Origin of the sequence: Thioclava sp. NG1 (genome assembly GCF_003122275.1) — a bacterium.
Classification (GTDB): domain Bacteria; phylum Pseudomonadota; class Alphaproteobacteria; order Rhodobacterales; family Rhodobacteraceae; genus Thioclava; species Thioclava nitratireducens.
Genome location: NZ_QFBB01000013.1, coordinates 18,865 through 42,070, shown reverse-complemented (window position 1 = coordinate 42,070; position 23,206 = coordinate 18,865). Strand labels below are relative to the sequence as shown.

Sequence of the window (23,206 nt, the reverse complement as noted above, 5' to 3'; positions counted from 1 at the left end):
CTTCAGAGGCTGTCAACCGGCGGAACTCAGCAGCGTATGTTGGTCGATTGCATCGGCCCGGGCGTGTCTCCGGCCTGTCTCGCGACAATACCCCGCCCCTCCGATCCAGACAATTTCCGTGGGGATTGGAATGACCCCAGCTCCTTCTGACACCCCTTAACACACTGAAAGGAATATCTATGCGTATTAACATAACCAACACCGCCAAGATCGAAGCCGAATTTGCCTCGGTGAACGGCAAGGCCCGAGCATTTACCCTGACGGAAGCCCAGGCCCTGCGCGCTTTCGCCGAAGATGCAGAGAAGCAGCTCGGGAAGGTTCTTCCGAAATCGGCCTGGAAGGGCGCGCGGGTCACCTGCCGTCCTGCGGGGCCGTCTGCGAGCAGCTACTCATACGGGGCCAAATCGACGGAATGCATCTTGGAGCGCGGCGCGACCGGTTGGTTCCTGGTCGCGTGCACGACAGCGCAGGTCTATCCCAAGGCGTCGGCGAAATGTAGTGTGGCGCTTACTGCGGTTCAGACTCTCGCCACATCGTTCTATGCCGCACGCCGTCTGGAGCGCGAGTTCACTTTGACCCTGCTTCCCGAAACGGCCAGCGAAGAAGAGCGTGAAGTCATGGAGGCCGATGCACGTCGGCTCGCGGGTGTCTCGTGATGCTGCCCTTAGTCCCGGCAGCCCGCCGTGAGGTCCGAGATGGGACCATCAGACCCAAGCGTCGACCCAGGACCACTGACCTGGCTCCGGTTAGCGCGATCATGGAACTCCAGTTTCGCCCGGCACAGCGGGCCGGGTCACGCCACCTCATGACGGACGAAGAGCTGGCCGAGACCATCAGAGTCGTCGACGAAAAGGTGTCGATCGGACTTCCCAACGCGATCGAGAGCCTGGCGCTCCTGCGGGAGGAACAGGCTGCGCGTGCGTCTGACGATCTTGCGACCCGGACCGCCCGTCTCCGGTATCGTATTGTCTGGGAGGTCGCGCAGGAGCGTAGAGAAGAGGTCATTCTACGTAGGCCGAAGGCAAAACGAGAGCTGCCGGTCCGCTACATGGCGCACCCCAAGGTGTGACTACGGGACGCTGCCCCCTCAGAAACCCGGACCGCCCGAAGCGGAAGCTTTCGGGCAGTCCTTTCTGGCTTGGACAGTGAGGCGCGTGAGGAAAGACACTCAGCCACCTTGGTCGAGGGAAGGCCCCGGCATCCAAAAGCGCGGACCTCACCCGCCAGGCCGGCCGGTCGCTGGAACCAAGAAGGAACTCCACCTCCCGCGGTCGATCTTGTGGCCACCCTGAACTGAACCTCTTGCACCTCGTAGAGACCGAACTTGGTGAAATTGTCGCCGTTTTCGGAAGCATCTGCCGCCAGCAGAACGCTGGAAGAGCCCCGGATGTGCAAGTCATGGCTGCTTTCAGGCAGGGCATCTTCGATCCGGTCTGCCAGACCATTCAGAGGATCAACGAGGCAGACGCCGCCGTCTTCGAAGAGGTCACGCCTCCCCTTTTGGCCAGAACCACGACATCACCGCGCAACCAGGGTGACCTTGCACCGGCATTCTGACCGACAACCGTCCGCCTTTGTGGGGCACTCGATACCACTGGAGGGTCCGTTCCAGACCTACAGTTTCGTCTCGTCTTCCCCGGAAAAATGTCCCGGCGGATTTCCGAGCGCTGCCAAAAGAAACCATCTCCTCTCCGGGAGCCATACCGGCTCCGAAGCAACTGACGAGGACGTCCATGACTCAGCTGTCCCGCTGCGAACTGCCCGCAAATCTCCAGGCGCGCACGAGCGATCCATCGCAGAACCTATCCCATGCTTGGAGACCATATCCGATGACACGACTCCCGGTTCAGACCGTCCGCCGCCTTTATGACGACCAGACCCTTTCGGTCATCGAAGGGGTACTCGGCGGGGTGGCGTTTGACCAATCGAGCGACCCGATCGCCAGCCAATCGATTGATCCGATGCTCTGGAGGTCAATGCACAAGGGTGCCCTTCTGATCCCCAAGACGGTCGAACTCGAGCAACGCTGGGCCCTCGCCCGCGCGATCGCCTACGACCGCTACCTTCCGACGGTCGTCCTGACCCGAGCACAGAGCTTGCTTCGAATGATCGGCTCCGGCGGACCAGTGGAGGTCGTCTATTTTCCAGACGCGATAGGTATCCTGTACCGCGACGCACTGCGAAAATTGGGCGCGACCGCTCGGGAGCGGATCGAAGCTCATATGTGCCTGGTGACGCGCGATATCACACGCCCTTCCGACTTCATCCGTCGGCGGGAGACATTCGAGCGTACCGTATCGAATTGGCGCGATCATCTGGTTGCCGCAGGTGCGACCTGCGACAGGCTGGCTCTACCGCCGATCGAGAGCCTGGCACGCGACGCACAACCGTGCCCTCCGCTGGAGTGGTTGCGCGGCAAGCGCTGAAGCCACCAAAAGGCGGGGCCAAGCCAAGGACTGCCAGTCGTCACCACATCAAAAAGGAGAACATCATGGGAAGCGATCTGAGACACAAAGGAATCCTGCTCGACGAGGCCGATTTCGCACTGCCGCGGGACTGCGACATGGAAACGTTGGTCAAGGCCGTCGAAGAGTATTGCGAAGCTGAATTCCAGTATGAGGATGAATATCCCCTCCTTGAAGTCCTCGGTGTCGCCGCCGAAGGCTCCGACGAGACGGTCGACTATTCTTCCTTCGGCTCGCGGGCCGTCTGGCTCAAGCCCAATACCGGTTTCCGCGATGTATTCATCCAGCTGGCAAACAGTTTGGGGCTTCCGGAAGCGCTGGCCGCCAGGACGATCGATACAGGCCGCACTGAAGACCTTGAGACGTACCTCAAGGACAGGATCCGGACGCACCTTGATGAGCGAGACTTCTACAAGGCCCGTCACGTAATGGAGCAATTGCCGCAACTTCGCTCGATCGGCCTGCCCGGCGTTCAGGACGCGGGTGAATTCGACACGCGCGGTCAGGACATGATCGTGGATTTTCGGGTCAACAATTACGGCCTCGGCCGCCGCGTGCTCGTCGAAATCGCCTTCGACTGGGGGCAGTAGTCCAAGCTAAAGGACCGACTGGTACGCGTCTATGAGGGTTACAAGTTGCAGAAGGCCCTCTGCTTCAGATTTGTGAACCAAGGCCGCCACATCGAGCGCTGGGTTCTTGAAGCGTTCGCGCATTCGGCGCAGCGCCAATATGGCCTTCGCGGGCTCCAGCTCGTATCGGCGATGATGTCGGCGGCGGAAACCGCCTGGAGGGCGGGTCGAGAGCTTCCGGCGGAAAGTCGGCACTGTTTTGTCCGTCACGTTCACCGAGGCAAACGTTGCGATTTCAGTAGCCAATACGTGGTTGCCGGTTGGATCGGGCGACGCGAACTTGTCTACGAAGATCTCATATCCTGTCAGCAGAACTTCTGGGAGGGCAGCCTCGATTGCCGTTCTTTGCCGCGAACCGTTGATTTCGCCCTGATAGACATCAGAAGACCTTCAGAAACCGCGTCTGGCAATGAGACTGGTATGTTTAATTTTCGCGGGAAATCGATTGGGGCCGAAATCTGAGATTTCCTTAACTTTGATGAGATGTGACGGGTGCTGATCCCTCCAGGCGGAATCGCAATGTGTCAAGAGCGTGCTGCTGTAAGCAACGAAACGGAGAGAACCGCGCCCTTCCCAAGAAATGCAGTTTTTATGATACATGCGCTTCTGTGGTATCTTTTTGAAAATACCAACCGATACCGCACAGCGGAAAGCGAGGCGTAGGGCCAAGACGCAGGCGTGGCGTGAACGGACGAGGAAGCAGAAGCCAATGAAGGGTGAGGCGTTCCTCAATGGTCGGCGCATTGGTGTCGCCGGTCGCGTGTATCTGTATAAGGAAGAAGGGGCGGCATGAGCTGGATCAGAGCATCGTCGCCTCTATCGCACCATGGCAGGCCCCGATGATCACGCATGCCCGGCTCAGGCCGCGTGACCGCTGATGCCGCCGAACTGGCCGGCGTGATGCAGCAGCGGACGGGCGACAGGCTCGTGTTCGAGATGCCGGACCTCGCCGATCAGCAACACATGGTCCCCGGCCTCGACCGTTTCGGTCACCTCCGTCACCAGCACCGCCGCCGCACCGCGCAGGACCGGAAGGCTGTGCCGGTCCTCGAACAGATCGCTTAGCGACGCATCGGGTCGGCCGGCGAAATGCAGGGCATGTGCGCGCATGTCCTCGGTCAGGATATTGACCGCATAACGCCCCGAGGCCCGCAGCTTCGGCAGCATCCGCGCCCGGCGTCCCACCGAAATGCATACCAGCGGCGGCTCGAGCGAGACCGACATGAAGGCGCTGATCGTCATGCCATGATCGCCCTCGGGCGTGCGGGTGGTGACGACCGTCACGCCGGTGGCGAAACGGCCGCAACAATCGCGCAGCGCCTTGGGGTCGATGTCCAACGTCGCAGAGGTCATGCCGCGGCAGTCGCCCCCAATTCGCGGCGGATGATCTCGGCCCCTGCGCTCAGCGCCTCGAGCTTGCCGCGCGCGACCTGACGCGACAGGGGCGTCATTCCGCAATTGGTGCAGGGATAGAGCTTGTCCGCATCCACGAATTGCAGCGCCTTGCGGAGCGTGGCGGCGACCTCTTCTGGCGTCTCGATCGTGTTGGTCGCCACGTCGATGGCGCCCGCCATGACCTTCTTGCCGCGCAGCATCTCGATCAGGTCCAGCGGAACGTGCGAGTTGTGGCATTCGAGCGAAACCAGATCGACGCTGGACTGCTGGATCGCGGGGAAGATCATCTCATACTGCCGCCATTCCGAGCCGAGCGTCGCCTTCCAGTCGGTGTTTGCCTTGATGCCGTAGCCATAGCAGACGTGAACGGCCGTCTGGCACGTCAGCCCCTCCATGGCGCGTTCCAGCGCAGCCATGCCCCAGTCGTTTACCTCGTCGAAGAAGACGTTGAAGGCGGGTTCGTCGAACTGGATGATGTCGATCCCGGCGGCTTCCAGCTCTTTCGCCTCCTCGTTCAGAAGCTTGGCGAATTCCCAGGCCAGCTTTTCCCGGCTGCGGTAATGCGCGTCATAGAGCGTGTCGATCATGGTCATGGGCCCGGGCAGCGCCCATTTGATCGGGGCATCGGTCTGGGCACGCAGGAATGTCGCATCATCGACGAAAACCGAGCGAGGGCGGGACACGGCGCTGACCACAGTGGGCACGCTTGCGTCATAGCGGTCGCGGATGCGCACGGTCTCACGTTTCTCGAAATCAACGCCCTCAAGCCCTTCGATGAAGCTGGTGACGAAATGCTGGCGGGTCTGTTCGCCGTCGCTGACGATATCAATGCCCGCGCCGCGCTGCTCGGCCAGGGTCACGCGCAGCGCATCCTGCTTGGCCTGTGCCAGAGCCTCGGCGTCCATCTTCCACGGCGACCAGAGCTTTTCAGGCTCGGCGAGCCAAGCGGGTTTCGGCAAGCTGCCGGCGGTGGAGGTGGGGAGAAGTTTGGTCATGGTTATGTCTTTCTTGGTTTATGGATCAGGCAGCGAACTGTGCAGACCATTCGGCCAGCCGGGCACGATGCGGCTTGATGAAAGTTTCCTCGGCGAACTTGCCTTGCGCGGCTGCCAGACGTGCGCGTTCTTCCCGGTCGTAGACCACGCGGGTCGGCGAGAAGTCCTGATGCTTGAGGCTGGGCCGGAAGGTCTGGCCCGCCACGGAATTGGCGTTGTAAATCTCGGGGCGATAGATTTTCTGGAAGGCCTCCATCGTGCTGATGGTGCCGATCAGTTCGAGGTTGGTGTAGTCGTTCAGCAGGTCGCCGCAGTGGTAGAAGGCCAGCGGCGCAACGCTGTTCGGCGGCATGAAGTAGCGCACCTGCAGACCCATCTTGGCGAAGTACTGCTCGGTCAGCGACGCGCCGCTTGGGACATATTCGACACCAAGCACGGGGTGGAGGTTGGCGCTGCGCTCGTAGCTCTTGGTTTCCGATACGCTCAGGCAGATCACCGGCGGTTTGCAGAACCGCGCCCTGTAGGCATCCGAGGCAAGGAAGGCCTTGAAGATGCGGCCATGAAGCTCGCCAAAATCGTCGGGCAGGCTGAAGCTGGCCCGCCCCTTGTTGTGCTCGGGCAGGACCACGCTGAAATCGTAGTCGCGCAGGTAGGACGAGAAATTGTTGCCGACGAGCCCCTGCGTGCGGGCGACGGTTCTGCGGTCGAGGATGGTCGTCTGCAGCACCTCGATCGCCGGGAAGGCTTCTCCGCTGCCGCCGAGGTCCAGATCGACAGAAATGATGTCCAGCTCGACCGCGTAGCGATCCGTCTGCGGGTTGTCCCAGCTGGCCAGATCGTTGAACCGGTTGTCGATCATGTGCAGCGCATTCGCGAGGTTCTGCTGGCGGTGGTCTCCGCGTGCGAGGTTCGCGAAATTCGTGGTCAGCCGCGTGCCGCTCTCGGGCGTGTAGGTTTCGTCGAACCTTTGGCTCTTGATCTGGAATGCGAAGGGCTCGGTCATGGCGGTCCGGGTCTCCTGTCAATGTTCTTGAATCCGGTGGCGAAGGCCGTGCGGCCCTGCCCGTCTGGCAATGACTCCTTCTGCCGCAGACTCCGCATGAATAAAAATGACTTCTTATCGGATTACCATGACAGGCTGTCATGCGATGCGGCGCGGATTTCCGGCCCGACGACCGAGGTCACGTCGTCAGATTTCGACGGAGTCCGCCAGCTGCATGAAACCTTCGAAATAACTCGGCAATGTCCCCGCCCGGTAGCCGAGATGGATGGACTTCGGGATACCGGAGCCGATGCGCACGCCAGTCACGCCCTTGGCGCCTCGCAGCAGCCAATCGGGTGTCGCACTGACCGCGCGCCCCGACGCCACAAGCCGCAACATCAGGTCGGTGGTCTCGACCGTGCGATGCCTGCGCGGCAGGGCATGAGCGGGCACGAGGAACTTGCTATAGATATCAAGTCTTTCGCGCGACACCGGATAGGTGATGAGCGTCTCGCGCACCATGTCGGAGGGCGCGACCTGCCGCTTGCGGGCAAGCGGGTGGTCATCGGCGACGGCCAGAACCAGCTCGTAGTTGAACACCGGTCGATATTCGAGGCCCGGGCGCTCGACCGGATCGGGCGTGACAAGCAGGTCGATCTCGTGTCCCAATAGGGCGGCGAGCCCCCCGAATTGAAAGGCCGAAGTCACGTCGAGATCGACATCCGGCCATGCAGCGAGGAACGGATCGACGATCCGCATCAGCCAATCCTGACAGGGGTGGCACTCCATCCCGACCCGGAGCGCCCCCCGCCGTCCACGGGCATAGTCCTCCAGCACCGAGGCGCCATGTTCAAGCTGCGGCAACACACGCGCGGCCAGACCGAGCAGATACTCCCCCGTCGGCGTCAGCCGCAGCTTGCGCCCCTCGCGTTCCCAGAGCTTTACTCCGTGCCGCTCCTCAAAGCGCCGGATCGCATGGCTGACCGCTGACTGCGTGAGACTCAGACGGTCCGCCGCCTCGGTCAAGCTTCCCGTTCGGTCGATTTCGCGCAGGATCATGAGAGGCTGGATGTCGATCATGTCTCTTGCCCGATCCTCATTTTTCATGCCTTAAACGCCCATCGGAGTTATGGACAAGCCAGCCATATATTTATTCGCTTGGATGTTCTAGTTGGCGCCAACACTGACGACCGCGATCTGCGGCTCCCAAAAAAAACCTCAGATTTCACCGCCCCCCCAAACGGTCAATTTCGAATCTTCGCCTTGTCCCTTGATTGCCTCAACGACAACGGTCGGGGGGTCGAATGCTGCGGCTAGCTAAGGTCAAAACGTCATTGAAAAAACAAATTTGAATATTGAAAGGTGTTTCGCGCGGATCAAATGGGTCAATAACGTGATTTGGAAAACGCGAGCCCAGCATCGGCGGCTTGCTTGCCCGGCGAGAACACCATAGGCAATAGGGATGATGCGCCGTTCAGAGGAAACAGATGAACAAATTCAATCTTGAAGAACTTGATCTGGATGAACTCAAAACTCTCCAGAAAAACGTCGCGAAAGCCATCCAGAACTACGAAGCCAGAAAGCGGCGCGAGGCGCTACAAGCCATTGAGGCCGTAGCGCGCGAAAAAGGCTATTCGCTCTCGGACCTCACCGGTGCGGCGACGGCAAAAAGCGCCAGGACGCCGCATCCACCGAAGTACCAGCATCCAGAAAACGCCGCCCTGACCTGGAGCGGACGCGGACGCCAACCGGCATGGGTCAAGGAGCACCTGAAGGCTGATAAGCCTCTCGATGAGCTGCTTATCAAGAAGTGATATTGAATAGCACACCCGATACCGCAGAGGGTGCCGGTTTGATAAGTTGGAGGGCGCAGGTCAGACGCGGTGCGAGATGGAGATGGTCAATGGACATCACAGCCCGGGAGACCCGGTTCTTGGTCACCGGAGTCTCTGGACCTGACGCCGCTCATCTTTGCCCGTGCTTTTCAGTGAAAGCCGTCTCCGACCGATAAGTAGCGGGTCATGCCTCGGCACGTATTAGGAAACAGGGGCGTTTTGTAGTGCGCGCATGACATGGGAGCTGCCCCTTGGGAACAGCAGAAGCTGTGACCACAAGCGATTGCGCCAGCGACCCTGATACACGCAGCACCGCGGCACATACGGGGGATCGTAGTTGTCCGCCCCGTTGCTGTCGGCTGGTCGACTCAAAGCCGCTTCGTGCTGCACCTGCACATTTCCGCTGCACTCCCTCTCGTCCGCCCGACGATCGAAAGAGATCAAACCATAAATGACTGTTTTGTATTTATTTTTTAAATTCGACTTGCACCCTGCGCATACCGACTTTGCCGCCGCGACGACTACTTTTCTGCAACTGCACAATATATCTCCTTTGCCATGGAAATAGTGCCCTGAAACCGGGCATTTTGGAAAGGGGTCATGTCATGTCGACGATGGAATTGAACCGCAGCGTTGCTGGCCGAGGCGTGGCCGCAGTCTTCGCGAACATCTTCTCAGCTCTGCTCGCTTGGAACGAGGCGCGCGTTACGCGCCAAGAACTGCACGGCCTGTCGGATCGTGAGCTTAAAGATATTGGTTTGCTCCGCGGAGACATCGACCGCGTCGCGCGCGGCCTCTGAAAGATTTTTGGCACTGCCGAGAACGAGCCCCCGCAGCACAGGCAGCGGGGGTTTTTCGTGTCTCACGTCAACATCATGTTCTGGGCGCCGATCGGAAGCCTCCTCGGAGCGCAGGACTAAGCTCCAAAGATGTGGTCCCCACGCCCTTTTTCCACTCGCGCACACTTGAGATGCCAGCATAAATTGCGCAAAAGCTTACGGCGTTTCCCTGCTACGCCTCGGTAGCTCAGCGGTTAGAGCTGTCCGCTCATAACGGATTGGTCGCAGGTTCAAATCCTGCCCGAGGCACCAGGCGAAATGGTGGAATGATAGACACCGGAGATACGAAATCTCCTGCTTTCAACGCATGCGGCCTTGAGCCCCGCTGTCCGTACCCCCTTTCGGGTGGGGCCGTGTCACTCCTCTGAGCACCACTGGACAAAAAAAGGCCGAGACAAGCTCGGCCAAAGTCCAACAGGGAGGTGAAAGCGGTGCCAGATTGTTCAAGCCCCGCCTTCCCTGCTGCTTTTATGGGCGGCGAGAAAACATCTCAAGTAAAACTGCCTCCGCTTGCTGCATACCCGCTATTACCTCACTTTAGGGACGCCCCTTGGCAACTGGCGCACATGCCTAAATCGCAAGATCCGTTTGCGGGAGCACTGTGATGCCGACGGGTGAGTGAATACACTGGGGTATCGATGGCATTGCCAAGTTATCTGCCGTGGACGGGAATAAGCGTGAGATCGCCCAATCAGGTACGATAAATCAGCAGCATAACCTTGCCACAGCTTGAACGGGTCGGCTCTGGCATGGCGGTATGAGAGAGCCGAATGGCAATAGCGGCGGGGACGAAAGATCGTATTGATTTAGTCGTGGGCGACGAGAAATCGTAGGGTCAGGCGGTGACTTGAAACGACCCATCATTTTTCCCGCTTTCGCGTCGGCCGGTGTGACCCGTCGATCCTGTTGTTGAGCCCCTTGTGCGCACGAAGGGCGGCGTCCGGCGTAATGCCTTGATTGGCTCGGTGTAGCTGCACAGCTTGTCCGTGATGACACCACGCGGTTCGCCATGGGCTGCAACCAGTCGACCGAAGAAACGCTTTGCGGCTTTGGCGTTGCGGCGAGGCTGGATCAGAATGTCGAGTACATCTCCATTGCCATTGATTGCAGGCGACAGCCAAAGTTTCCCTCCGTCGATCGGGGAGACCACGTCATCCATATGCCATTTGTCTTGCGGTCGGGGCCGGTCGCGCCGGATACAAGCTGCGAACCGAGCCCCAAAACGGTTCACCCAAAGACGAACCGCTTCACGATTGACCCATGATGCCACGCTCCGCCAGAAGCCCCTCGAGATCCGCCGTGCTGAGAGCAAACCGATGATATGGCCACACCGCGAAGGCAACGATTTCACGAGGAAAACGGAAGGCCGTCAGTCGCGACAATGAGGTCGGTATGGCCATGGTGCCGCGCTATCCGAGAAGCGATCAACTTGGCCATGCCAGCCGGACGGCCGGCGAAGGGACTGATGCGGAGGGTGTCACCGCAGTCAGCCGACAGTACCGCTCGGCGACCCGCGCAGGAAGTCCGGTTCTCCGGCAAGGGTCTGAAAAGAAAAGGAGAAAAATTATCTGCCCGGCAGCTTTTCCGTCGTTCAGAAAAACCCACCTCCTCTCCAGGCGTCCCCAAGGCGCTGCGCCGCCGTCGCCCGATCGCGGTGACATTCTCGGAGACAGGAGCCCCCTATGTCCCTCAACGCCACCGGCCCCTGTGGCCTCACCCTTTCCGCACTCATCGGCCAGGCCGACATGTTCGCCAGGACCATGGCAACCTTCGGTCTCACGAGGCCGGAGCAAATGAAATCTTTCTGCAGTTGTCTCGGACAGACACTGACCAGGGAGTACCTCCGGCTGGGCGTCGCGCAACCACTTCCGCCCTACGATGCCCGTCTCAAGGGCATCGTGGAACCAGCTGTCGACGCGCTCAGCGAAGCCGGACACTGGGGAACCTGTGCGGAGCTCGGCCCCTACGACAGTCCTTCTCTCGAGGCGGAACGCGTACGGTGCGCGATTGAGATGGCCATTCTGGGATGCGAGGCGATACGGCATGACCTCGATGTCGCGGCCTCGGAGATCCTCGACCTTCTGGCTTGGAAACAGGTGGTCCTGGCGGTGCCCCTGCTGGTCGACCAGCGGCCGGAAGAGAAAGGAGAGGCCAAATGGTCCTGATCTATCAGCACGCCCATCAAGCCCGGTCGCAAAGGATCTCGGAGGACGGCACCATCCAGACCTTCGAGATGGAGCACAGAGGCGGCTACACGACGTACAGCGTCGAGACGCTTAATCGGCACGCGTCGCTCGTCAGCCTGAAAATCACCGGTTTCTACGGCTGGACCGCAAAGCTTTCGGTCGGGTCAGGGACACATGAGTGGCTTGCGGCCACAAGCCGCCTCCATTTCTCGACCCCTGAAAAACGGAGATGGCTCTCGATGATCACCGACTTCGTCTCTCAGGTGCTCGCGGCTCTCGAGGGGGCTGCATTGGCTCTGCGGCAGACGGAGTTTCCCGCGCGAGCGCTGGAAGACCTCGCGCCAGAGGAACAGGCAGAGATCCGGGCGGATCTGCCAAAGGCCTTTTCCGCTTCTCCGGAAGTCCGTTCGATGTTCGGGGAATGTCTGCTGGAGTTGGCGCGGCTCTTTCCCAATGCGCGGGAGATTCTCCGCGAAGGCCGCGCTGAAGCCGCCCGCGACAGGCGTCTCAAGAAACAGTATGACAAGCTTCCGGAGGGTATGATCCTTGCCTGTCGGCGCTCGGGGGCAGCGGTGGGCATCGTTTCGCACAATCACCCTTTGACTGGGAAAAGCGTGATCACATGGCGCACGCGGAACGACGAGTGCACTTTTGTGCTCTCTCCGTGGCAGCGCCGTGAGCACTGCCTGATGACGGCAGAACGCGCCCGGGCGCTTGCGCCCGGGGTACTTTCCGGCCACGAGACACTTCAGGCTATCCAGCAGGCAGAGCAGGTCGCCGCGTTCGTTCCCGACCTCGCTTAACATCACCGAAGGAGGCTCCGGGGCAGCTCGCGAGGGCCCGGCCCCCGACGAGCTTCCGCAAGGCCACGGTCGCTCGGACAGCTTGGCGTGTCACAGCAAAAGGAAAGCTGCAGAGCCATCTTCGGGACCAAGCCCGAGATTGACCGAAGACAAGCGGTCAAAACAGAAGATCGGCGAAAAAACCTTTCAGGAGCCATTCCGGCAGGAGGGGGCTGCCTCGGCAAGGTGGACTTTCCGGCACCATTCGGCTCGGCCAGCAGGACGAAGCCCAGCTTTATGCGATATTGCCCTTCAGGCTCAATCGGCCAGACTGCCTTATAATCAACGCAACGTTGACCGCGCGCGTCCACAGGTGCACGCGACATACGCCGAACCGGTGTGCGACAATTCCTTTCTTGGCGAAAGCAAGGTAACGGACATGGCCCATGAAAAACTTGACTTCCGCGAACGGCGCACGAACGGAGACTTATCGAACCTAAAGATGCCAATCAGGCATACCTCTGAGGCGCTCGGTATATGGTCTGTCTCGCAATTATTTGTTCGAAGATCTCCACTCCGATCGATCTGATAAACTCAGTCTGAGCAGCCATTGCGAAACGCCCTCCCATCTTGAGATTGGTATCACCTCGCAGTCCGCGCCGGCGCAGGCAACGTGCCGCTTAGACACCGCTTACTGACATTCAAGACGTCCTCAAGCCACCATCGCTGGCATCGAGGTCGCGCACATGATCCGGAAAGGTCAGATCCCGGCGAATGGCGCCAGCACCCTCCAGACCTTCGCGAGTTTGGCAGCATAATTATGTCCAGCGACCAGCCACTTAAATCCTATCGATAAGTTTGCGACAGAGCCGAGTCGACGAACCTATTTAAGAGTCAGGGCCGCGGAAAATCCCGCTCAGCCCGCCTCCGGTCAACGGGGGCCATCGCCAGACAGAATGAGTTTCCTGCATTTGCGGGAAAAAGGCGCACCCGGACCGGAAGGTCCAGGTGTCCGTGCTTTGGTGCAACCAGCCCCGCCCGCCATCGAAACAAAGGCCGGAAACTCCGCATCCGGCGGTCCAAAAAACATAGGCAGAGCAGGTCAGATCAATCCCGTGAATTGCGCTCTCAAGCTGGGGGCACCGTTATCGAAACTTCGCGACACGAATGTTGTTGGTGCTGCCGACCTTGCCAAAAGGTGACCCCGACAGGACAACCATCGTATCGCCGATCGCCGGGGACAAAAGGCGTGCGCATTCGTCTTTCGCGGTGGAGACCATCGAGTTGTAGTCGCTTATCGAGGGTTCCTGCATAGACCGCATCCCCCAAACTAGCGCCATCCGGCGCGATACGCGCTCATCGCGGGTCATGAGGATCAGCGGCAATTTGGGGCGACGGGCGGCAATACGAACGCCGGTTGCGCCGCTTACGGAATAAGCCAAGATGCATTTTGACTGAAGCGAACAAGCTAGTGTTGCCGCTGTATCGGCGATCATGTCCGCGGGGGTGGGAGCTGGCTCGCGGCTGGCAGCAATAGATTTGGCGTAGAATGAGTGCGCCTCTGTGCTTCGGATGACGCAATCCATCACCTCAACAGCCTCGGCAGGAAACGCGCCGGTGGCACTTTCCGCTGAGAGCATTACCGCATCTGCGCCGTCGTAAACCGCAGTGGCGACGTCGGATGCCTCTGCCCGCGTTGGTGCGGGTGAGGATGTCATCGATTCAAGCATCTGCGTTGCCACGATCACGGGGCGGCATTCACTGCGACACAGCGCAATGATTTCTTTCTGTCGAGCAGGCACCTGTTCCGGCGGTATCTCCACCCCGAGGTCGCCACGGGCGATCATGATTGCGTCCGACTTGCGGACGATGGCTTCGATTTCGTCCAAGGCCGACGGTTTCTCGATCTTCGCCACGATCCCGACACTGTCACCGACGACGGCGCGCAGAGCATCGATGTCGCTGGCTTTCTGCACGAAGGAAAGGGCAACCCAGTCAACACCAAGCGATAAGCCGTATTCCAGGTCGCCGCGGTCTTTCTCGGTTAGCACGGGCAGATCCAGAACACAGTCGGGCAGGTTCACACCCTTGCGGTCGCTGACCTTTCCGCCTTCCAACACCTCGGCCTCGATCCGGCCCGGGGCCTTCGCAACAACCGTCAACTGGACCCGTCCGTCATCGATGAACAGACGGTGTCCGGGCGCGATTGCATCGAATATCTCGGGATGCGGCAAGTGTATCGCTGTCAAATCGTTCGTGGTGTCCTCAGCCACCAGAGCGATCTTTTCACTACGTTCCAGCATCCGCTCGCCTCCAGCTATGCGGCCAAGCCGAATCTTGGGGCCCTGCAAGTCCTGGAGGATACCGATCGGCACCCCAACCTCTCGTTCCAGCGCCCGGATCGCGTCGACCGTCGCGGCGTGGATCGCGTGCTCACCGTGACTGAAGTTCAATCGAAACGTATCAACGCCTTTCGTGAACAAGGTGCGCAGCATGAACGGAGAGCCACTCGCTGGCCCGACTGTGGCAACGATTTTGGCTCGTCTGTCGCGGATCATGATGGAGTCCTTCATCTCAATTTCAGAGAACGAGAACCGCTCTGAAATCATTAACGTTTGTCAGAGTTGGCCCGGTGCGGATCAATGCATCCAGCCGATCGAAAATACTGTAGCTGTCATGAGCGCCAAGATAGGCCTTCGGATCGAGCCCCACCGCTTGGCTTCGGACCAGAAAGTCAGGTCCGATCAGAGCACCAGCGGCGTCTTCGGTGCCATCGATCCCGTCGGTGTCGGCGGCAAGCGCATGGATCTGCTCAGAACCGTTGAGGGCAATAGCGAGCGACAGCAGAAATTCGGTGTTCCGGCCACCGCGCCCAGGTTTTGTGTCGCCAATCGATACGGTGGTTTCCCCTCCCGAAAGCAGAACGGCAGGCGCACGCAATGGCGTGCCATGGGTGCGCACCGCTTTGGCTATTCCCGCCATGATGATGCCGAGTTCGCGCGCTTCGCCTTCCAGAGCGTCGCCAAGCAGAATTGGCGAAACGCCTGCGTCGCGGGCAACCTGGGCCGCGGCTTCCAGCGACGTCTGAGGGGTCGCGATGATGCGGAAGTCGGGGACGAAACCGGTTGCTGGTTCAGGATCCGCGAGCAAGATGTCGCGCGCCGCCTGCGGCAGTGAGGGGCCGAGCCGGGTGACAAGATGCGACAGGTTCTCGGTGGCCGAGGGATCGGGAACCGTCGGGCCAGAGGCGATGGCGGCAGGGTCATCTCCTGGCACGTCCGAGATCGCTAGCGACACCAGCCGTGCGGGGGCTGCGGCCGCGGCCAGCCCACCTCCTTTGATCCGCGAAAGGCGGCGGCGGACACGGTTCATGTCCTCGATCGTCAGGCCGGATTTCAACAGCAGACGGTTGACCTCGATCTTCTCGTCCAGCGTGAGGGGGGGAACGGGCAGCGGCATCAAGGCTGAGCCGCCGCCAGAGATCAGTGCCAGCACAAGGTCATCAGGCCCCGCAGCTTGTGCAGCGGCGAGAATTTCTTTTGCAGCACATTCTCCGGCGGCATCAGGCACGGGATGGGAGGCTTCCCGGACCTGAATGCGATCGGTCGGCACTCTATGCCCGTACCGTGTGACAACAACTCCCGAAAGGTCGACGTCGGGCCATGCCTGCTCCAGCGCCTTTGCCATCGAGGCGGCGGATTTACCGGCCCCGACCACGATGCATCGCCCCGCGGGTTTCGGGGGCAGATGCCGAGCAAGAACAGTCGCAGGGTCGGCGGCGGCAATCGCCGCGTCCAGCATCGCCAGAAGTAGGTGTTCAGCCGATTGCATCGGCTACCGCCTTGCCACAAGTCACGGTGTCCGCGGACCCGCCAAGGTCAGGGGTGCGCAAGGCAGGCTCGGCCAAGACACGCTCGATGGCGGAAACCACATCCGCTGCGGCCTCGGCATGACCGAGGTGATCGAGCATCATCGCCCCCGCCCAGATCTGGCCGATCGGGTTGGCGATGCCTTGCCCGGCGATATCCGGTGCCGAGCCATGCACCGGTTCGAACAGCGAGGGGAAATCCCGCTCGGGGTTGATGTTGGCCGAAGGCGCAATGCCGATCGTGCCGGTGCAGGCCGGGCCGAGATCAGACAGGATGTCGCCGAACAGGTTCGACGCTACCACCACGTCGAACTTGTCGGGGTTGAGAACGAAATGCGCGGTCAGGATGTCGATGTGATACTTGTCGACGCTCACACCAGGATAGGCCTTGGCCATCTCGGCAACCCGTTCGTCCCAGTAGGGCATCGTGATCGAAATTCCGTTAGATTTCGTGGCCGAGGTCAACTTGGCGCGCGGACGTTTTGCTGCCAGGTCGAAAGCGTATTTGAGAACCCGATCCACGCCGATCCGGCTCATCACCGTTTCCTGCATCACAACCTCGCGCGGCGTGTCCGGGAACATCTTGCCGCCGATCGAGGAATATTCGCCCTCGGTATTCTCGCGCACGATCCACATGTCGATGTCGCCGGGCTTGCGCCCCGCCAACGGGCTGGGCACGCCCGGCATCAGCCGCGCGGGGCGCAGGCTGATATATTGGTCGAACTGGCGGCGGAATTGGATCAGCGAGCCCCAGAGCGAGATATGGTCCGGCACTGTATCTGGCCAGCCAACGGCGCCGAAGAACAGCGCATCATGGCCTCCAATCTGATCCTTCCAGTCGTCGGGCATCATCTGGCCGTGCTTGCGATAGTAGTCACAGGACGAGAAATCGAAGTCGTCAAACCGCATGTCGATGCTGTGCCGCTTGGCGACAGCCTCTATCACGCGCAGCCCCTCGGGGATCACTTCCTTGCCAATTCCGTCGCCGGGGATGACCGCGATGTTCAGATGGTTACTTTCCATGTCTCTGCCTCTCAGTCGTTGCGGCCGCGCACGGCCTCAATGACGGCGTCGGTGACCATGCGGGTGGTGGCTTTACCGCCCAAGTCGGGCGTGTGCAGGTCCGGGTTCGCGGTGACGGTCTCGACCGCGGACATCAACCTGTCGGCGGCGGGTTTCTCACCCAGATTTTCCAACATCATCGCGGCGGTCCAGAAGGTCGCCACCGGGTTGGCGGTGCCCTTGCCGGTGATGTCGAAAGCCGAGCCGTGGATCGGTTCGAACATGGAGGGCGTTTCGCGCTCGGGGTTGAGGTTCGCCGTGGGCGCGACGCCGATGGAGCCCGAAAGCGCCGCTGCGAGGTCCGACAGGATGTCGGCGTGCAGGTTGGTGGCGACGATAGTGTCCAGCGACGCTGGGTCCATTGTCATGCGCACGGTCATTGCGTCGACCAGCATCTTATCCCAGGTGACATCGGGGAATTCTTTCGCCACTTCGGCGGCGATCTGGTCCCAGAGCACCATGCCGTGCCGCTGGGCATTCGACTTGGTCACCACGGTCAAGAGCTTGCGGGGCCGCGACTGCGCCAACTTGAAGGCAAAGCGCATGATCCGCTCAATCCCCGCGCGGGTAAAGATCGAGACATCCGTCGCCACCTCCAGTGGCAGGCCGGGGTGCGAGCGCCCGCCCTGCCCCGCATATTCGCCTTCCGAGTTTTCGCGGACGATCACCCAGTCGAGCTCACCATCGTTGACGTGGCGCAGGGGGGACTGGATGCCGGGAAGCACCCGGGTAGGCCGCACGTTGGCGTATTGGTCGAGCGGCTGGCAAATCGCGAGGCGCAAGCCCCAGAGCGTCAAGTGGTCAGGCACATCTGGCGCGCCAACCGCACCGAACAGGATGGCATCGAAGGCGCGCAGTTGGTCGGCGCCATCCGCGGGCATGAATTGCCCGGTGCGCTTGTAGCGGTCGGTCGACCAGTCGAAGTTCTCGACGGCAAAGCTGAAGTCGCCGTCTTTCTCCGCTAGCGCGTGCAGAACCTCGAGACAGGCGTCGACAACTTCCACACCGATCCCGTCGCCGCCGATGGCGGCGATCTTGTGATTACGTTTACTCATAAGTTTCTCCAGTTTAGATCAAAAGCCCGGCGGGCATGCGGAGCAGCAGGACATTTGCCATGAGCCACCAGAAGCCGGTGCAAATCAGCAGGCCGGATAGAATCCAGATTGCCCATGTTTTCGCGGGGGGGCGGTCATAGTCCGCGACGATCATGATCGCGACAAAGGCAATCATGCTCGTGACGAGAAAGCCGATCACTGGCATCAGAAAGACCCACGCCAGAAGGACGACACCGAGCGAAATCCGACGCATCGCCCCGGTATTCCGATTGGCCAGCTTGAACGATCCGCCAGCGGGGCGACGCAAATTCATCACTATCAGCAAGGCTGAAAAGGCGATCAACACGGCCGCGATCGTCTTCGGGAAAACCGACCCGAGCGCCGACATGCCGGACGCGCCAAGATAGATGGTAATTCCGAGAGCAATGAAGAGGATCGCGAACATTACTTCGGGCAAGTCTCGTTGCTTATGCTCGGGAGTGATTTCGGTTCCGTCATCGGCAATCGGCTCGGCAATTTGCCCGAGTTGCCGACGACGCTTTGCCTTCCAGTCCGCCCAGAAAGGGAAGCCGAGCGTCAATAGCGCCGCACAGATGATGCCGATGCTGATCGGCCGCATGAAGAACATTTCCGTCATGCGCCCTGAGGCATTGCCGATCAGATAGGTCTGAACGAAGCCTTGTTCAGCGATCGACCCGAGAACCAGCCCCAGCACGATGGGAGAGGGCTGGAATCCATATCGGTTCAAAATCCAGGAGAGGATTCCAAGACCGACCATCAGTTGGGCATCATCGACGTTCGAGTGGATCGCGAAGGAGCCGATTATGGTCAGCAGCGCTACCGTCGGGGCGAGCACGGCCTTTGGCACCTTGACGATGGTCGAATATGCATAGCGACCGATCAGTAGACCGACTGGCAGCATCAGAAGGGTCGCGATCAGAAGGCCCCAGATGAACGTGTAGACGATATTGCCGTCCGTCGTGAACAGGGTCGGCCCAATCTTGATTCCTTGCACCAGCAGCGCGCCCAGAATGATCGCATCAGGGGGCGTGCCAGGAATGCCCAGAACGAGCGTCGGGATAAAGCCACCCCCGACAGTCGCATTGTTTGCGGATTCCGTGGCGATCACCCCGTCTGGGTTGCCCTTGCCAAAGCTCTCAGGATTCTCCGACGTGCGGCGTGCTTCCGAATAGGACACCAACCCAGCAATCGAACCGCCGGCTCCCGGCAGAACACCAATCACGGTGCCGATGACGGAAGAGCGGATCACGTTGAACTTACGCTTTAGTGCAATGCGCGTGCCTTCGCGAAAGCGAAGCCCGCCCGTTTCAGAGGGCTTCAAATGCGGATCAGCATTGGCCACAAGATCCAAGATCACGGGCACGCAATAGAGCCCGATGATCGCCGAGGTCAGGTCGATACCTGCCAGAAATCGTTGCATTCCCATCGTGTAGCGGACGTCGCCACCCACCACTGCCACCCCGATCATCGATAGAACGAGCCCGAGACACGCGCCGATGAGGCCTTTGACGGTATTGCCGACCGAAAGCGCCGCGATGAGAGTGAGGCCAAACATCGCGAGCCAGAAATATTCGGTTGGTCCAAATGCCAGCGCGACCTTGGCGAGAGGAGGCGCAAGCACGAGTAGCGCCAGCGCGCCGACTATTCCGCCCACAACAGAAGAGATAGTAGCCAGCGAGATCGCCAGACCGCCGTCGCCTCGTTTTGCCATCGGGAAGCCATCGAAAGTTGTCGCAATTGCAGAGGGCGTGCCCGGAGTATTCACGAGGATGGCGGCAAAGGCGCCGCCGTAAATCGCGCCCGTGTAGATCGCGCCGAGGGCAATAAGCCCGGCGGCGGGATCCATTGTGAAAGTGAAGGGGACAAGCACCGCGACCGCCATGGTGGCCGAGAGCCCAGGCAGGGCACCAATTATCGTCCCTAGCACCACGCCCGCAAGCGCGAGGACAAGATTGAGCGGTGTCAATGCGTCCACGAGATAGCCGATGATGTCCATCTTCGCGCGCCGTTACTTGATAATGCCGAGCGCTTTGGCGCCAGCGGTATATTCTTTGATCCGCGCAGCCACGAAGTCATCCATCTTGTCATAACCGATATCGGTCAGCACAAAGCCGGCGCTTTCCATCTTCTCGACGAAATCCGGGCGGTGATTGATCTCGGTTACGATGTCGGAAATCTTTTGGCGGATGGGCTCAGGCGTCGACGCCGGAACGGCAACCCCGCGATAGGCGCCGCCCACAATGTCGTAACCTAGCTCCTTAAAGGTGGGCACATCGGGGAACGCCGGCAGGCGCTCGTCCGAAGCGACCGCAAGCATCCTCATTGCGTCGCCTTGGCTCACGCCCGAGGTTGCATAATTGAAGCCGGCCGTAGTCTGCCCACCAAGAATTGCCGTAATGGACGGACCGGTGCCCGAGAAGGGCACATAAGTCGTATTGATATCGGCAAGCTCGTTGAACTGCACCGCCGCGAGATTGTTGGCCGAGTTCGAACCCGATCCAGCAAAGGTCACCAACCCGGGGTTTGCTTTTGCATAGTCGACCAGGTCGGCCAGAGTCTTGAACTCGCTATCTTTCGTCACGAAGATCGCGTTCGGTGTATAGTGGAAATAGTTGACCGGCGTCAGATCCTCGGTCTTGTAACCCGCAGACCCTGCAAGCGGCTGCAGAACCGTGTGCGGCATGTTGATACCCATGATCGTGTAGCCGTCGCCGGGCAATGAATTCAGCTGCGACCAGGCTTGAGCACCGCCCGCACCGGGCTGATATTGGATCACGACCTGCTGGCCGGTGACAGCTTCCCATTCGGCCTGCTGGAAGCGCGCTGAGATGTCCGACTCGCCACCGGCGTTGAACGGAATGATGTAGGTCATTGGTTTGCTCGGGAAGTCGTCGACGGACTGAGCCGCGAGCGGCGTCGCCGCAAGTAGCCCGGCAAAAATGACTGCGAGTGTCTTTTTCATAATTTCCTCCTCAAGAAGCGCTGCGGGGGAACCGCAACTGATATTTTGGGGAAACTTGCGGCGGGCTTAGGACCCGCAGTCGCTTCCCCTACACCTGATCACGTCCTCCAAGTCGCAAGCAGGATCCGCCAACTCCCCACAGGCGGACAGGGAAACGCTAGACTAATTCTGCAAATTCGTTAATTTCATAATAGGAACATCATTAGTGCATCTGGGTAAGCAATGAGTGAGAGCGACCTCGGGTTCTTCGTCCTCTTGGCGCAGCGCGAAAGCTTCGTCGAAACCGCACGTGAAATAGGCATCACAGCCTCGGCCGTAAGCCGCCGTCTGGCACGTTTGGAAGATCGGCTTGGAGTCAGGCTGATGAACCGCACCACTCGTAGGGTCAGCCTCACCGGCGAAGGAGAAGCATATCTAAACAAGGCAATACGTCTTCTGGGAGAAATCGAAGAGCTCGAAAATAGTTTGCGCTCCGGGAGCGAGCAGCCGAGCGGCCTGCTTCGGATCAACGCAACGTTTGGTTTCAGCAGGGAGTATATTGCCCCAACAGTATCCGCGTTCTGTGACACCTACCCGGATGTTGAAGTGCAGTTGGTGGTCACCGACGCGCCAATGAATCTGATCGAGCAGGGCTTTGATCTGAGCATTCGTTTCGGAACGCCACCGACCAGCAATCTGGTCCAACGTTTGTTACAAAGAAACCGTCGGTTCATGTGCGCTTCCCCCGCATACATTGAAAAGCACGGGATGCCCGAAAACTTGGAAGAACTGCGCCGACATAGCTGCATCGTGCTACGCCAGGAACACGACATCTACGACATCTGGCGTTTCGACGAACGGGGCGGCAAGAACCCCTCAGCACGTGTGAGCGGCGGGCTGAGCACCAATGATGGAGACATAGCACGCGAATGGATGCTGAACGGTCACGGGATCATGCTGCGTTCGGAATGGGACATCGCCGAACTCGTGCGCAAAGGTCGCCTTCGGGTCGTTCTGCCTGAGTACTTCCAAACCGCGAACATCGCTGCCATCTATCCCGAGCGCCACCACCTAACCGCCAAAGTGCGCGCTTTCGTCGACTTGTTGGCAGAGCGCATCCGCATCGCCGACTCGCAAGCCCCCTTCCAGGTCGAAGCGTCGGAGCTGAGTAAAATTGCGTAACTTTCTCATGCCGAATATGCATGTATTAAGCATGGAGGCGCGAGAATGGATACGACGCTGTTCGATGACTTTCTGGAACTGGTGCGCGAATTGAATTTTTCCCGCGCCGCCGAGAACCGCAACTTGACCCAGCCCGCGTTCAGTCGCCGCATCAAACAACTTGAGGCCGCGATTCAGACGCCACTCATCCAGCGCACGACGCGGCAGGTCACACTGACTGCGGCCGGAAGAGCGTTCCAGCCGCGCGCGGAGGCTATCGTCAGGATGCTCTCGGAGGCCCGGCTCGAGGCGCTAGAGGCCGCGGGGCTCGCGCAACGGACCCTGAACCTCGCTGCTACCCACGCCCTGTCCTACACCTTCGTTCCGAAATGGCTGATGCAGATCGGCGGGCCCTCCCAGATCGGCGCCCTCAACATGGTCTCCGATACGCATCGCCAAGGCGTGCGACTTTTACAGAATGGCGAGGTGAGCTTCTTCATCTGCCATAAGAAACCCAACAGTGCTGAAGATCTACCGGAAAAACAGTTCCGGTGTCATCCAATCGGCAGCGATCGACTTGTGCCGCTTTGCGCCCCCGACGAAAGCGGTCGCCCCCTGTGGCGGCTCGGGAGCGCAGCTTCGCAAATTCCGTTCATAGCTTATTCCGGCGCATCTGGCCTAAATGCCATCCTCGAGGTGCATGGCATCGGGGACGGGCGTCGCGGCTTAGAAACCAAAATGAATTCTGTGCTTGCGTCGACCAATCTCGAGATGGCGAAAGAAGGCCAAGGCGTCGCCTTCCTCCCCCTCTCCCTCGCCGATCAGGAGATAACACGCGGCACTCTGGTCCGTGCTGGTGACCCCTCGCTCGATGTTCCCGTGCAATTGGTCATCTACCGCCCGCGCTCCCGGCTGTCGGCCCATTGCGAGGCATTCTGGCTGAAGGTGGTCAGTCAGGATACTTTATAATCCATGCAAAACGCGCATGAA

Annotated in this window: 21 protein-coding genes, 1 tRNA gene and 2 pseudogenes; 13 read left to right on the top strand and 11 right to left on the bottom strand. The window is 60.0% G+C overall.

The window, feature by feature from the left end:
- The first annotated feature begins 179 nt into the window (after positions 1 to 179).
- From DEM26_RS18615 to DEM26_RS20260, 5 genes are all read left to right on the top strand, one after another.
- A complete protein-coding gene (locus DEM26_RS18615; RefSeq protein ID WP_088736205.1) occupies positions 180 to 656 on the top strand; it encodes a hypothetical protein in 477 nt (158 codons plus the stop codon).
- Between the two features lie 101 nt (positions 657 to 757).
- The gene (locus DEM26_RS18610) at positions 758 to 1,069 is read left to right on the top strand and encodes a hypothetical protein (protein WP_146194491.1); all 312 of its coding nucleotides are present in this window, start codon (positions 758 to 760) and stop codon (positions 1,067 to 1,069) included.
- 760 nt (positions 1,070 to 1,829) lie between these two features.
- On the top strand, positions 1,830 to 2,426 hold the full coding sequence (locus DEM26_RS18600; RefSeq protein ID WP_088736207.1) for a hypothetical protein: 597 nt from the start codon (positions 1,830 to 1,832) through the stop codon (positions 2,424 to 2,426).
- A gap of 65 nt (positions 2,427 to 2,491) precedes the next feature.
- Complete coding sequence (locus tag DEM26_RS18595; RefSeq protein ID WP_088736208.1) at positions 2,492 to 3,055, top strand: hypothetical protein; 564 nt, start codon at positions 2,492 to 2,494, stop codon at positions 3,053 to 3,055.
- Between the two features lie 45 nt (positions 3,056 to 3,100).
- Positions 3,101 to 3,556 carry a hypothetical protein gene (locus DEM26_RS20260; RefSeq protein ID WP_088736209.1) on the top strand — a complete coding sequence of 152 codons (456 nt, stop codon included), beginning with the start codon at positions 3,101 to 3,103 and terminating at the stop codon, positions 3,554 to 3,556.
- 396 nt (positions 3,557 to 3,952) lie between these two features.
- Here DEM26_RS20260 and DEM26_RS18590 read toward each other — a convergent pair whose 3' ends face one another.
- From DEM26_RS18590 to DEM26_RS18575, 4 genes are all read right to left on the bottom strand, one after another.
- Entirely contained in the window at positions 3,953 to 4,447 is a 495-nt protein-coding gene (locus tag DEM26_RS18590; RefSeq protein WP_088736210.1) for a flavin reductase family protein, read from the bottom strand.
- A complete protein-coding gene (locus tag DEM26_RS18585) occupies positions 4,444 to 5,484 on the bottom strand; it encodes a methionine synthase (RefSeq protein ID WP_088736211.1) in 1,041 nt (346 codons plus the stop codon). Before DEM26_RS18585 ends, DEM26_RS18590 begins: the two co-directional genes overlap by 4 nt.
- Positions 5,485 to 5,509: 25 nt before the next feature.
- Entirely contained in the window at positions 5,510 to 6,487 is a 978-nt protein-coding gene (locus DEM26_RS18580) for a DUF1852 domain-containing protein (protein WP_088736212.1), read from the bottom strand.
- A gap of 186 nt (positions 6,488 to 6,673) precedes the next feature.
- Complete coding sequence (locus DEM26_RS18575) at positions 6,674 to 7,546, bottom strand: LysR family transcriptional regulator (RefSeq protein ID WP_088736213.1); 873 nt, start codon at positions 7,544 to 7,546, stop codon at positions 6,674 to 6,676.
- 407 nt (positions 7,547 to 7,953) lie between these two features.
- Between DEM26_RS18575 and DEM26_RS18570 the strand changes: the two genes are divergently transcribed.
- The 3 genes from DEM26_RS18570 to DEM26_RS18560 all read left to right on the top strand — a co-directional run bounded on the left by DEM26_RS18570 (position 7,954) and on the right by DEM26_RS18560 (position 9,392).
- Positions 7,954 to 8,280, top strand: coding sequence for an H-NS histone family protein (locus DEM26_RS18570; protein ID WP_088736214.1), 327 nt, complete (start codon positions 7,954 to 7,956; stop codon positions 8,278 to 8,280).
- Between the two features lie 626 nt (positions 8,281 to 8,906).
- Positions 8,907 to 9,101: a DUF1127 domain-containing protein gene (locus DEM26_RS18565; protein ID WP_088736215.1), complete on the top strand. Its 195-nt coding sequence runs from the start codon at positions 8,907 to 8,909 to the stop codon at positions 9,099 to 9,101.
- Between the two features lie 215 nt (positions 9,102 to 9,316).
- Positions 9,317 to 9,392 (top strand) — tRNA-Ile (locus DEM26_RS18560).
- A 446-nt stretch (positions 9,393 to 9,838) separates the two neighbouring features.
- On the opposite strand, the pseudogene DEM26_RS18555 reads toward DEM26_RS18560, so the two are convergent.
- Positions 9,839 to 10,540: pseudogene (locus tag DEM26_RS18555) on the bottom strand (IS6 family transposase); the annotation flags it as partial.
- A 282-nt stretch (positions 10,541 to 10,822) separates the two neighbouring features.
- Here DEM26_RS18555 and DEM26_RS18550 point away from each other — a divergent pair.
- From DEM26_RS18550 to DEM26_RS18540, 3 genes and pseudogenes are all read left to right on the top strand, one after another.
- A complete protein-coding gene (locus DEM26_RS18550; protein WP_109173097.1) occupies positions 10,823 to 11,305 on the top strand; it encodes a hypothetical protein in 483 nt (160 codons plus the stop codon).
- On the top strand, positions 11,296 to 12,129 hold the full coding sequence (locus tag DEM26_RS18545) for a hypothetical protein (RefSeq protein ID WP_088736217.1): 834 nt from the start codon (positions 11,296 to 11,298) through the stop codon (positions 12,127 to 12,129). Before DEM26_RS18550 ends, DEM26_RS18545 begins: the two co-directional genes overlap by 10 nt.
- 695 nt (positions 12,130 to 12,824) lie before the next feature.
- A pseudogene (locus DEM26_RS18540) lies at positions 12,825 to 12,926 on the top strand (IS6 family transposase); the annotation flags it as partial.
- Between the two features lie 327 nt (positions 12,927 to 13,253).
- Here DEM26_RS18540 and pyk read toward each other — a convergent pair.
- Genes pyk through DEM26_RS18510 form a run of 6 tightly spaced genes read right to left on the bottom strand, consistent with a single transcriptional unit; the run spans position 13,254 to position 21,079 of the window.
- Complete coding sequence (pyk, locus tag DEM26_RS18535) at positions 13,254 to 14,681, bottom strand: pyruvate kinase (RefSeq protein ID WP_199224702.1); 1,428 nt, start codon at positions 14,679 to 14,681, stop codon at positions 13,254 to 13,256.
- A gap of 7 nt (positions 14,682 to 14,688) precedes the next feature.
- Positions 14,689 to 15,939 carry a glycerate kinase type-2 family protein gene (locus DEM26_RS18530; RefSeq protein ID WP_109173096.1) on the bottom strand — a complete coding sequence of 417 codons (1,251 nt, stop codon included), beginning with the start codon at positions 15,937 to 15,939 and terminating at the stop codon, positions 14,689 to 14,691.
- On the bottom strand, positions 15,926 to 16,999 hold the full coding sequence (locus DEM26_RS18525; RefSeq protein ID WP_109173095.1) for a tartrate dehydrogenase: 1,074 nt from the start codon (positions 16,997 to 16,999) through the stop codon (positions 15,926 to 15,928). Before DEM26_RS18525 ends, DEM26_RS18530 begins: the two co-directional genes overlap by 14 nt.
- 11 nt (positions 17,000 to 17,010) lie before the next feature.
- Positions 17,011 to 18,093 carry a tartrate dehydrogenase gene (locus DEM26_RS18520; protein ID WP_088736220.1) on the bottom strand — a complete coding sequence of 361 codons (1,083 nt, stop codon included), beginning with the start codon at positions 18,091 to 18,093 and terminating at the stop codon, positions 17,011 to 17,013.
- 13 nt (positions 18,094 to 18,106) lie between these two features.
- Entirely contained in the window at positions 18,107 to 20,110 is a 2,004-nt protein-coding gene (locus tag DEM26_RS18515) for a tripartite tricarboxylate transporter permease (protein WP_109173094.1), read from the bottom strand.
- Positions 20,111 to 20,122: 12 nt separating this feature from the next.
- Complete coding sequence (locus DEM26_RS18510) at positions 20,123 to 21,079, bottom strand: tripartite tricarboxylate transporter substrate binding protein (RefSeq protein ID WP_369907872.1); 957 nt, start codon at positions 21,077 to 21,079, stop codon at positions 20,123 to 20,125.
- A gap of 219 nt (positions 21,080 to 21,298) precedes the next feature.
- On the opposite strand from DEM26_RS18510, the gene DEM26_RS18505 reads away from it, so the two are divergent.
- A complete protein-coding gene (locus tag DEM26_RS18505; RefSeq protein WP_109173092.1) occupies positions 21,299 to 22,237 on the top strand; it encodes a LysR family transcriptional regulator in 939 nt (312 codons plus the stop codon).
- 45 nt (positions 22,238 to 22,282) lie between these two features.
- Positions 22,283 to 23,185, top strand: a complete 903-nt coding sequence (locus DEM26_RS18500; RefSeq protein WP_109173091.1) for a LysR family transcriptional regulator — start codon at positions 22,283 to 22,285, stop codon at positions 23,183 to 23,185.
- Positions 23,186 to 23,206 lie beyond the last annotated feature (21 nt).

What these genes read in the sequence shown, in the direction of transcription:
- DEM26_RS18580 (WP_088736212.1), bottom strand. Translation starts at nt 6,487, where the DNA reads ATGACCGAGCCCTTCGCATTCCAGATCAAGAGCCAAAGGTTCGACGAA.
- DEM26_RS18515 (WP_109173094.1), bottom strand. Translation starts at nt 20,110, where the DNA reads ATGGACATCATCGGCTATCTCGTGGACGCATTGACACCGCTCAATCTT.
- DEM26_RS18610 (WP_146194491.1), top strand. Translation starts at nt 758, where the DNA reads ATGGAACTCCAGTTTCGCCCGGCACAGCGGGCCGGGTCACGCCACCTC.
- DEM26_RS18525 (WP_109173095.1), bottom strand. Translation starts at nt 16,999, where the DNA reads ATGGAAAGTAACCATCTGAACATCGCGGTCATCCCCGGCGACGGAATT.
- DEM26_RS18565 (WP_088736215.1), top strand. Translation starts at nt 8,907, where the DNA reads ATGTCGACGATGGAATTGAACCGCAGCGTTGCTGGCCGAGGCGTGGCC.
- DEM26_RS18550 (WP_109173097.1), top strand. Translation starts at nt 10,823, where the DNA reads ATGTCCCTCAACGCCACCGGCCCCTGTGGCCTCACCCTTTCCGCACTC.
- DEM26_RS18570 (WP_088736214.1), top strand. Translation starts at nt 7,954, where the DNA reads ATGAACAAATTCAATCTTGAAGAACTTGATCTGGATGAACTCAAAACT.
- DEM26_RS18545 (WP_088736217.1), top strand. Translation starts at nt 11,296, where the DNA reads ATGGTCCTGATCTATCAGCACGCCCATCAAGCCCGGTCGCAAAGGATC.
- DEM26_RS18500 (WP_109173091.1), top strand. Translation starts at nt 22,283, where the DNA reads ATGGATACGACGCTGTTCGATGACTTTCTGGAACTGGTGCGCGAATTG.
- DEM26_RS18600 (WP_088736207.1), top strand. Translation starts at nt 1,830, where the DNA reads ATGACACGACTCCCGGTTCAGACCGTCCGCCGCCTTTATGACGACCAG.
- DEM26_RS18595 (WP_088736208.1), top strand. Translation starts at nt 2,492, where the DNA reads ATGGGAAGCGATCTGAGACACAAAGGAATCCTGCTCGACGAGGCCGAT.
- DEM26_RS18575 (WP_088736213.1), bottom strand. Translation starts at nt 7,546, where the DNA reads ATGATCGACATCCAGCCTCTCATGATCCTGCGCGAAATCGACCGAACG.
- DEM26_RS18530 (WP_109173096.1), bottom strand. Translation starts at nt 15,939, where the DNA reads ATGCAATCGGCTGAACACCTACTTCTGGCGATGCTGGACGCGGCGATT.
- DEM26_RS18585 (WP_088736211.1), bottom strand. Translation starts at nt 5,484, where the DNA reads ATGACCAAACTTCTCCCCACCTCCACCGCCGGCAGCTTGCCGAAACCC.
- DEM26_RS18520 (WP_088736220.1), bottom strand. Translation starts at nt 18,093, where the DNA reads ATGAGTAAACGTAATCACAAGATCGCCGCCATCGGCGGCGACGGGATC.
- DEM26_RS18615 (WP_088736205.1), top strand. Translation starts at nt 180, where the DNA reads ATGCGTATTAACATAACCAACACCGCCAAGATCGAAGCCGAATTTGCC.
- pyk (WP_199224702.1), bottom strand. Translation starts at nt 14,681, where the DNA reads ATGAAGGACTCCATCATGATCCGCGACAGACGAGCCAAAATCGTTGCC.
- DEM26_RS18590 (WP_088736210.1), bottom strand. Translation starts at nt 4,447, where the DNA reads ATGACCTCTGCGACGTTGGACATCGACCCCAAGGCGCTGCGCGATTGT.
- DEM26_RS18505 (WP_109173092.1), top strand. Translation starts at nt 21,299, where the DNA reads ATGAGTGAGAGCGACCTCGGGTTCTTCGTCCTCTTGGCGCAGCGCGAA.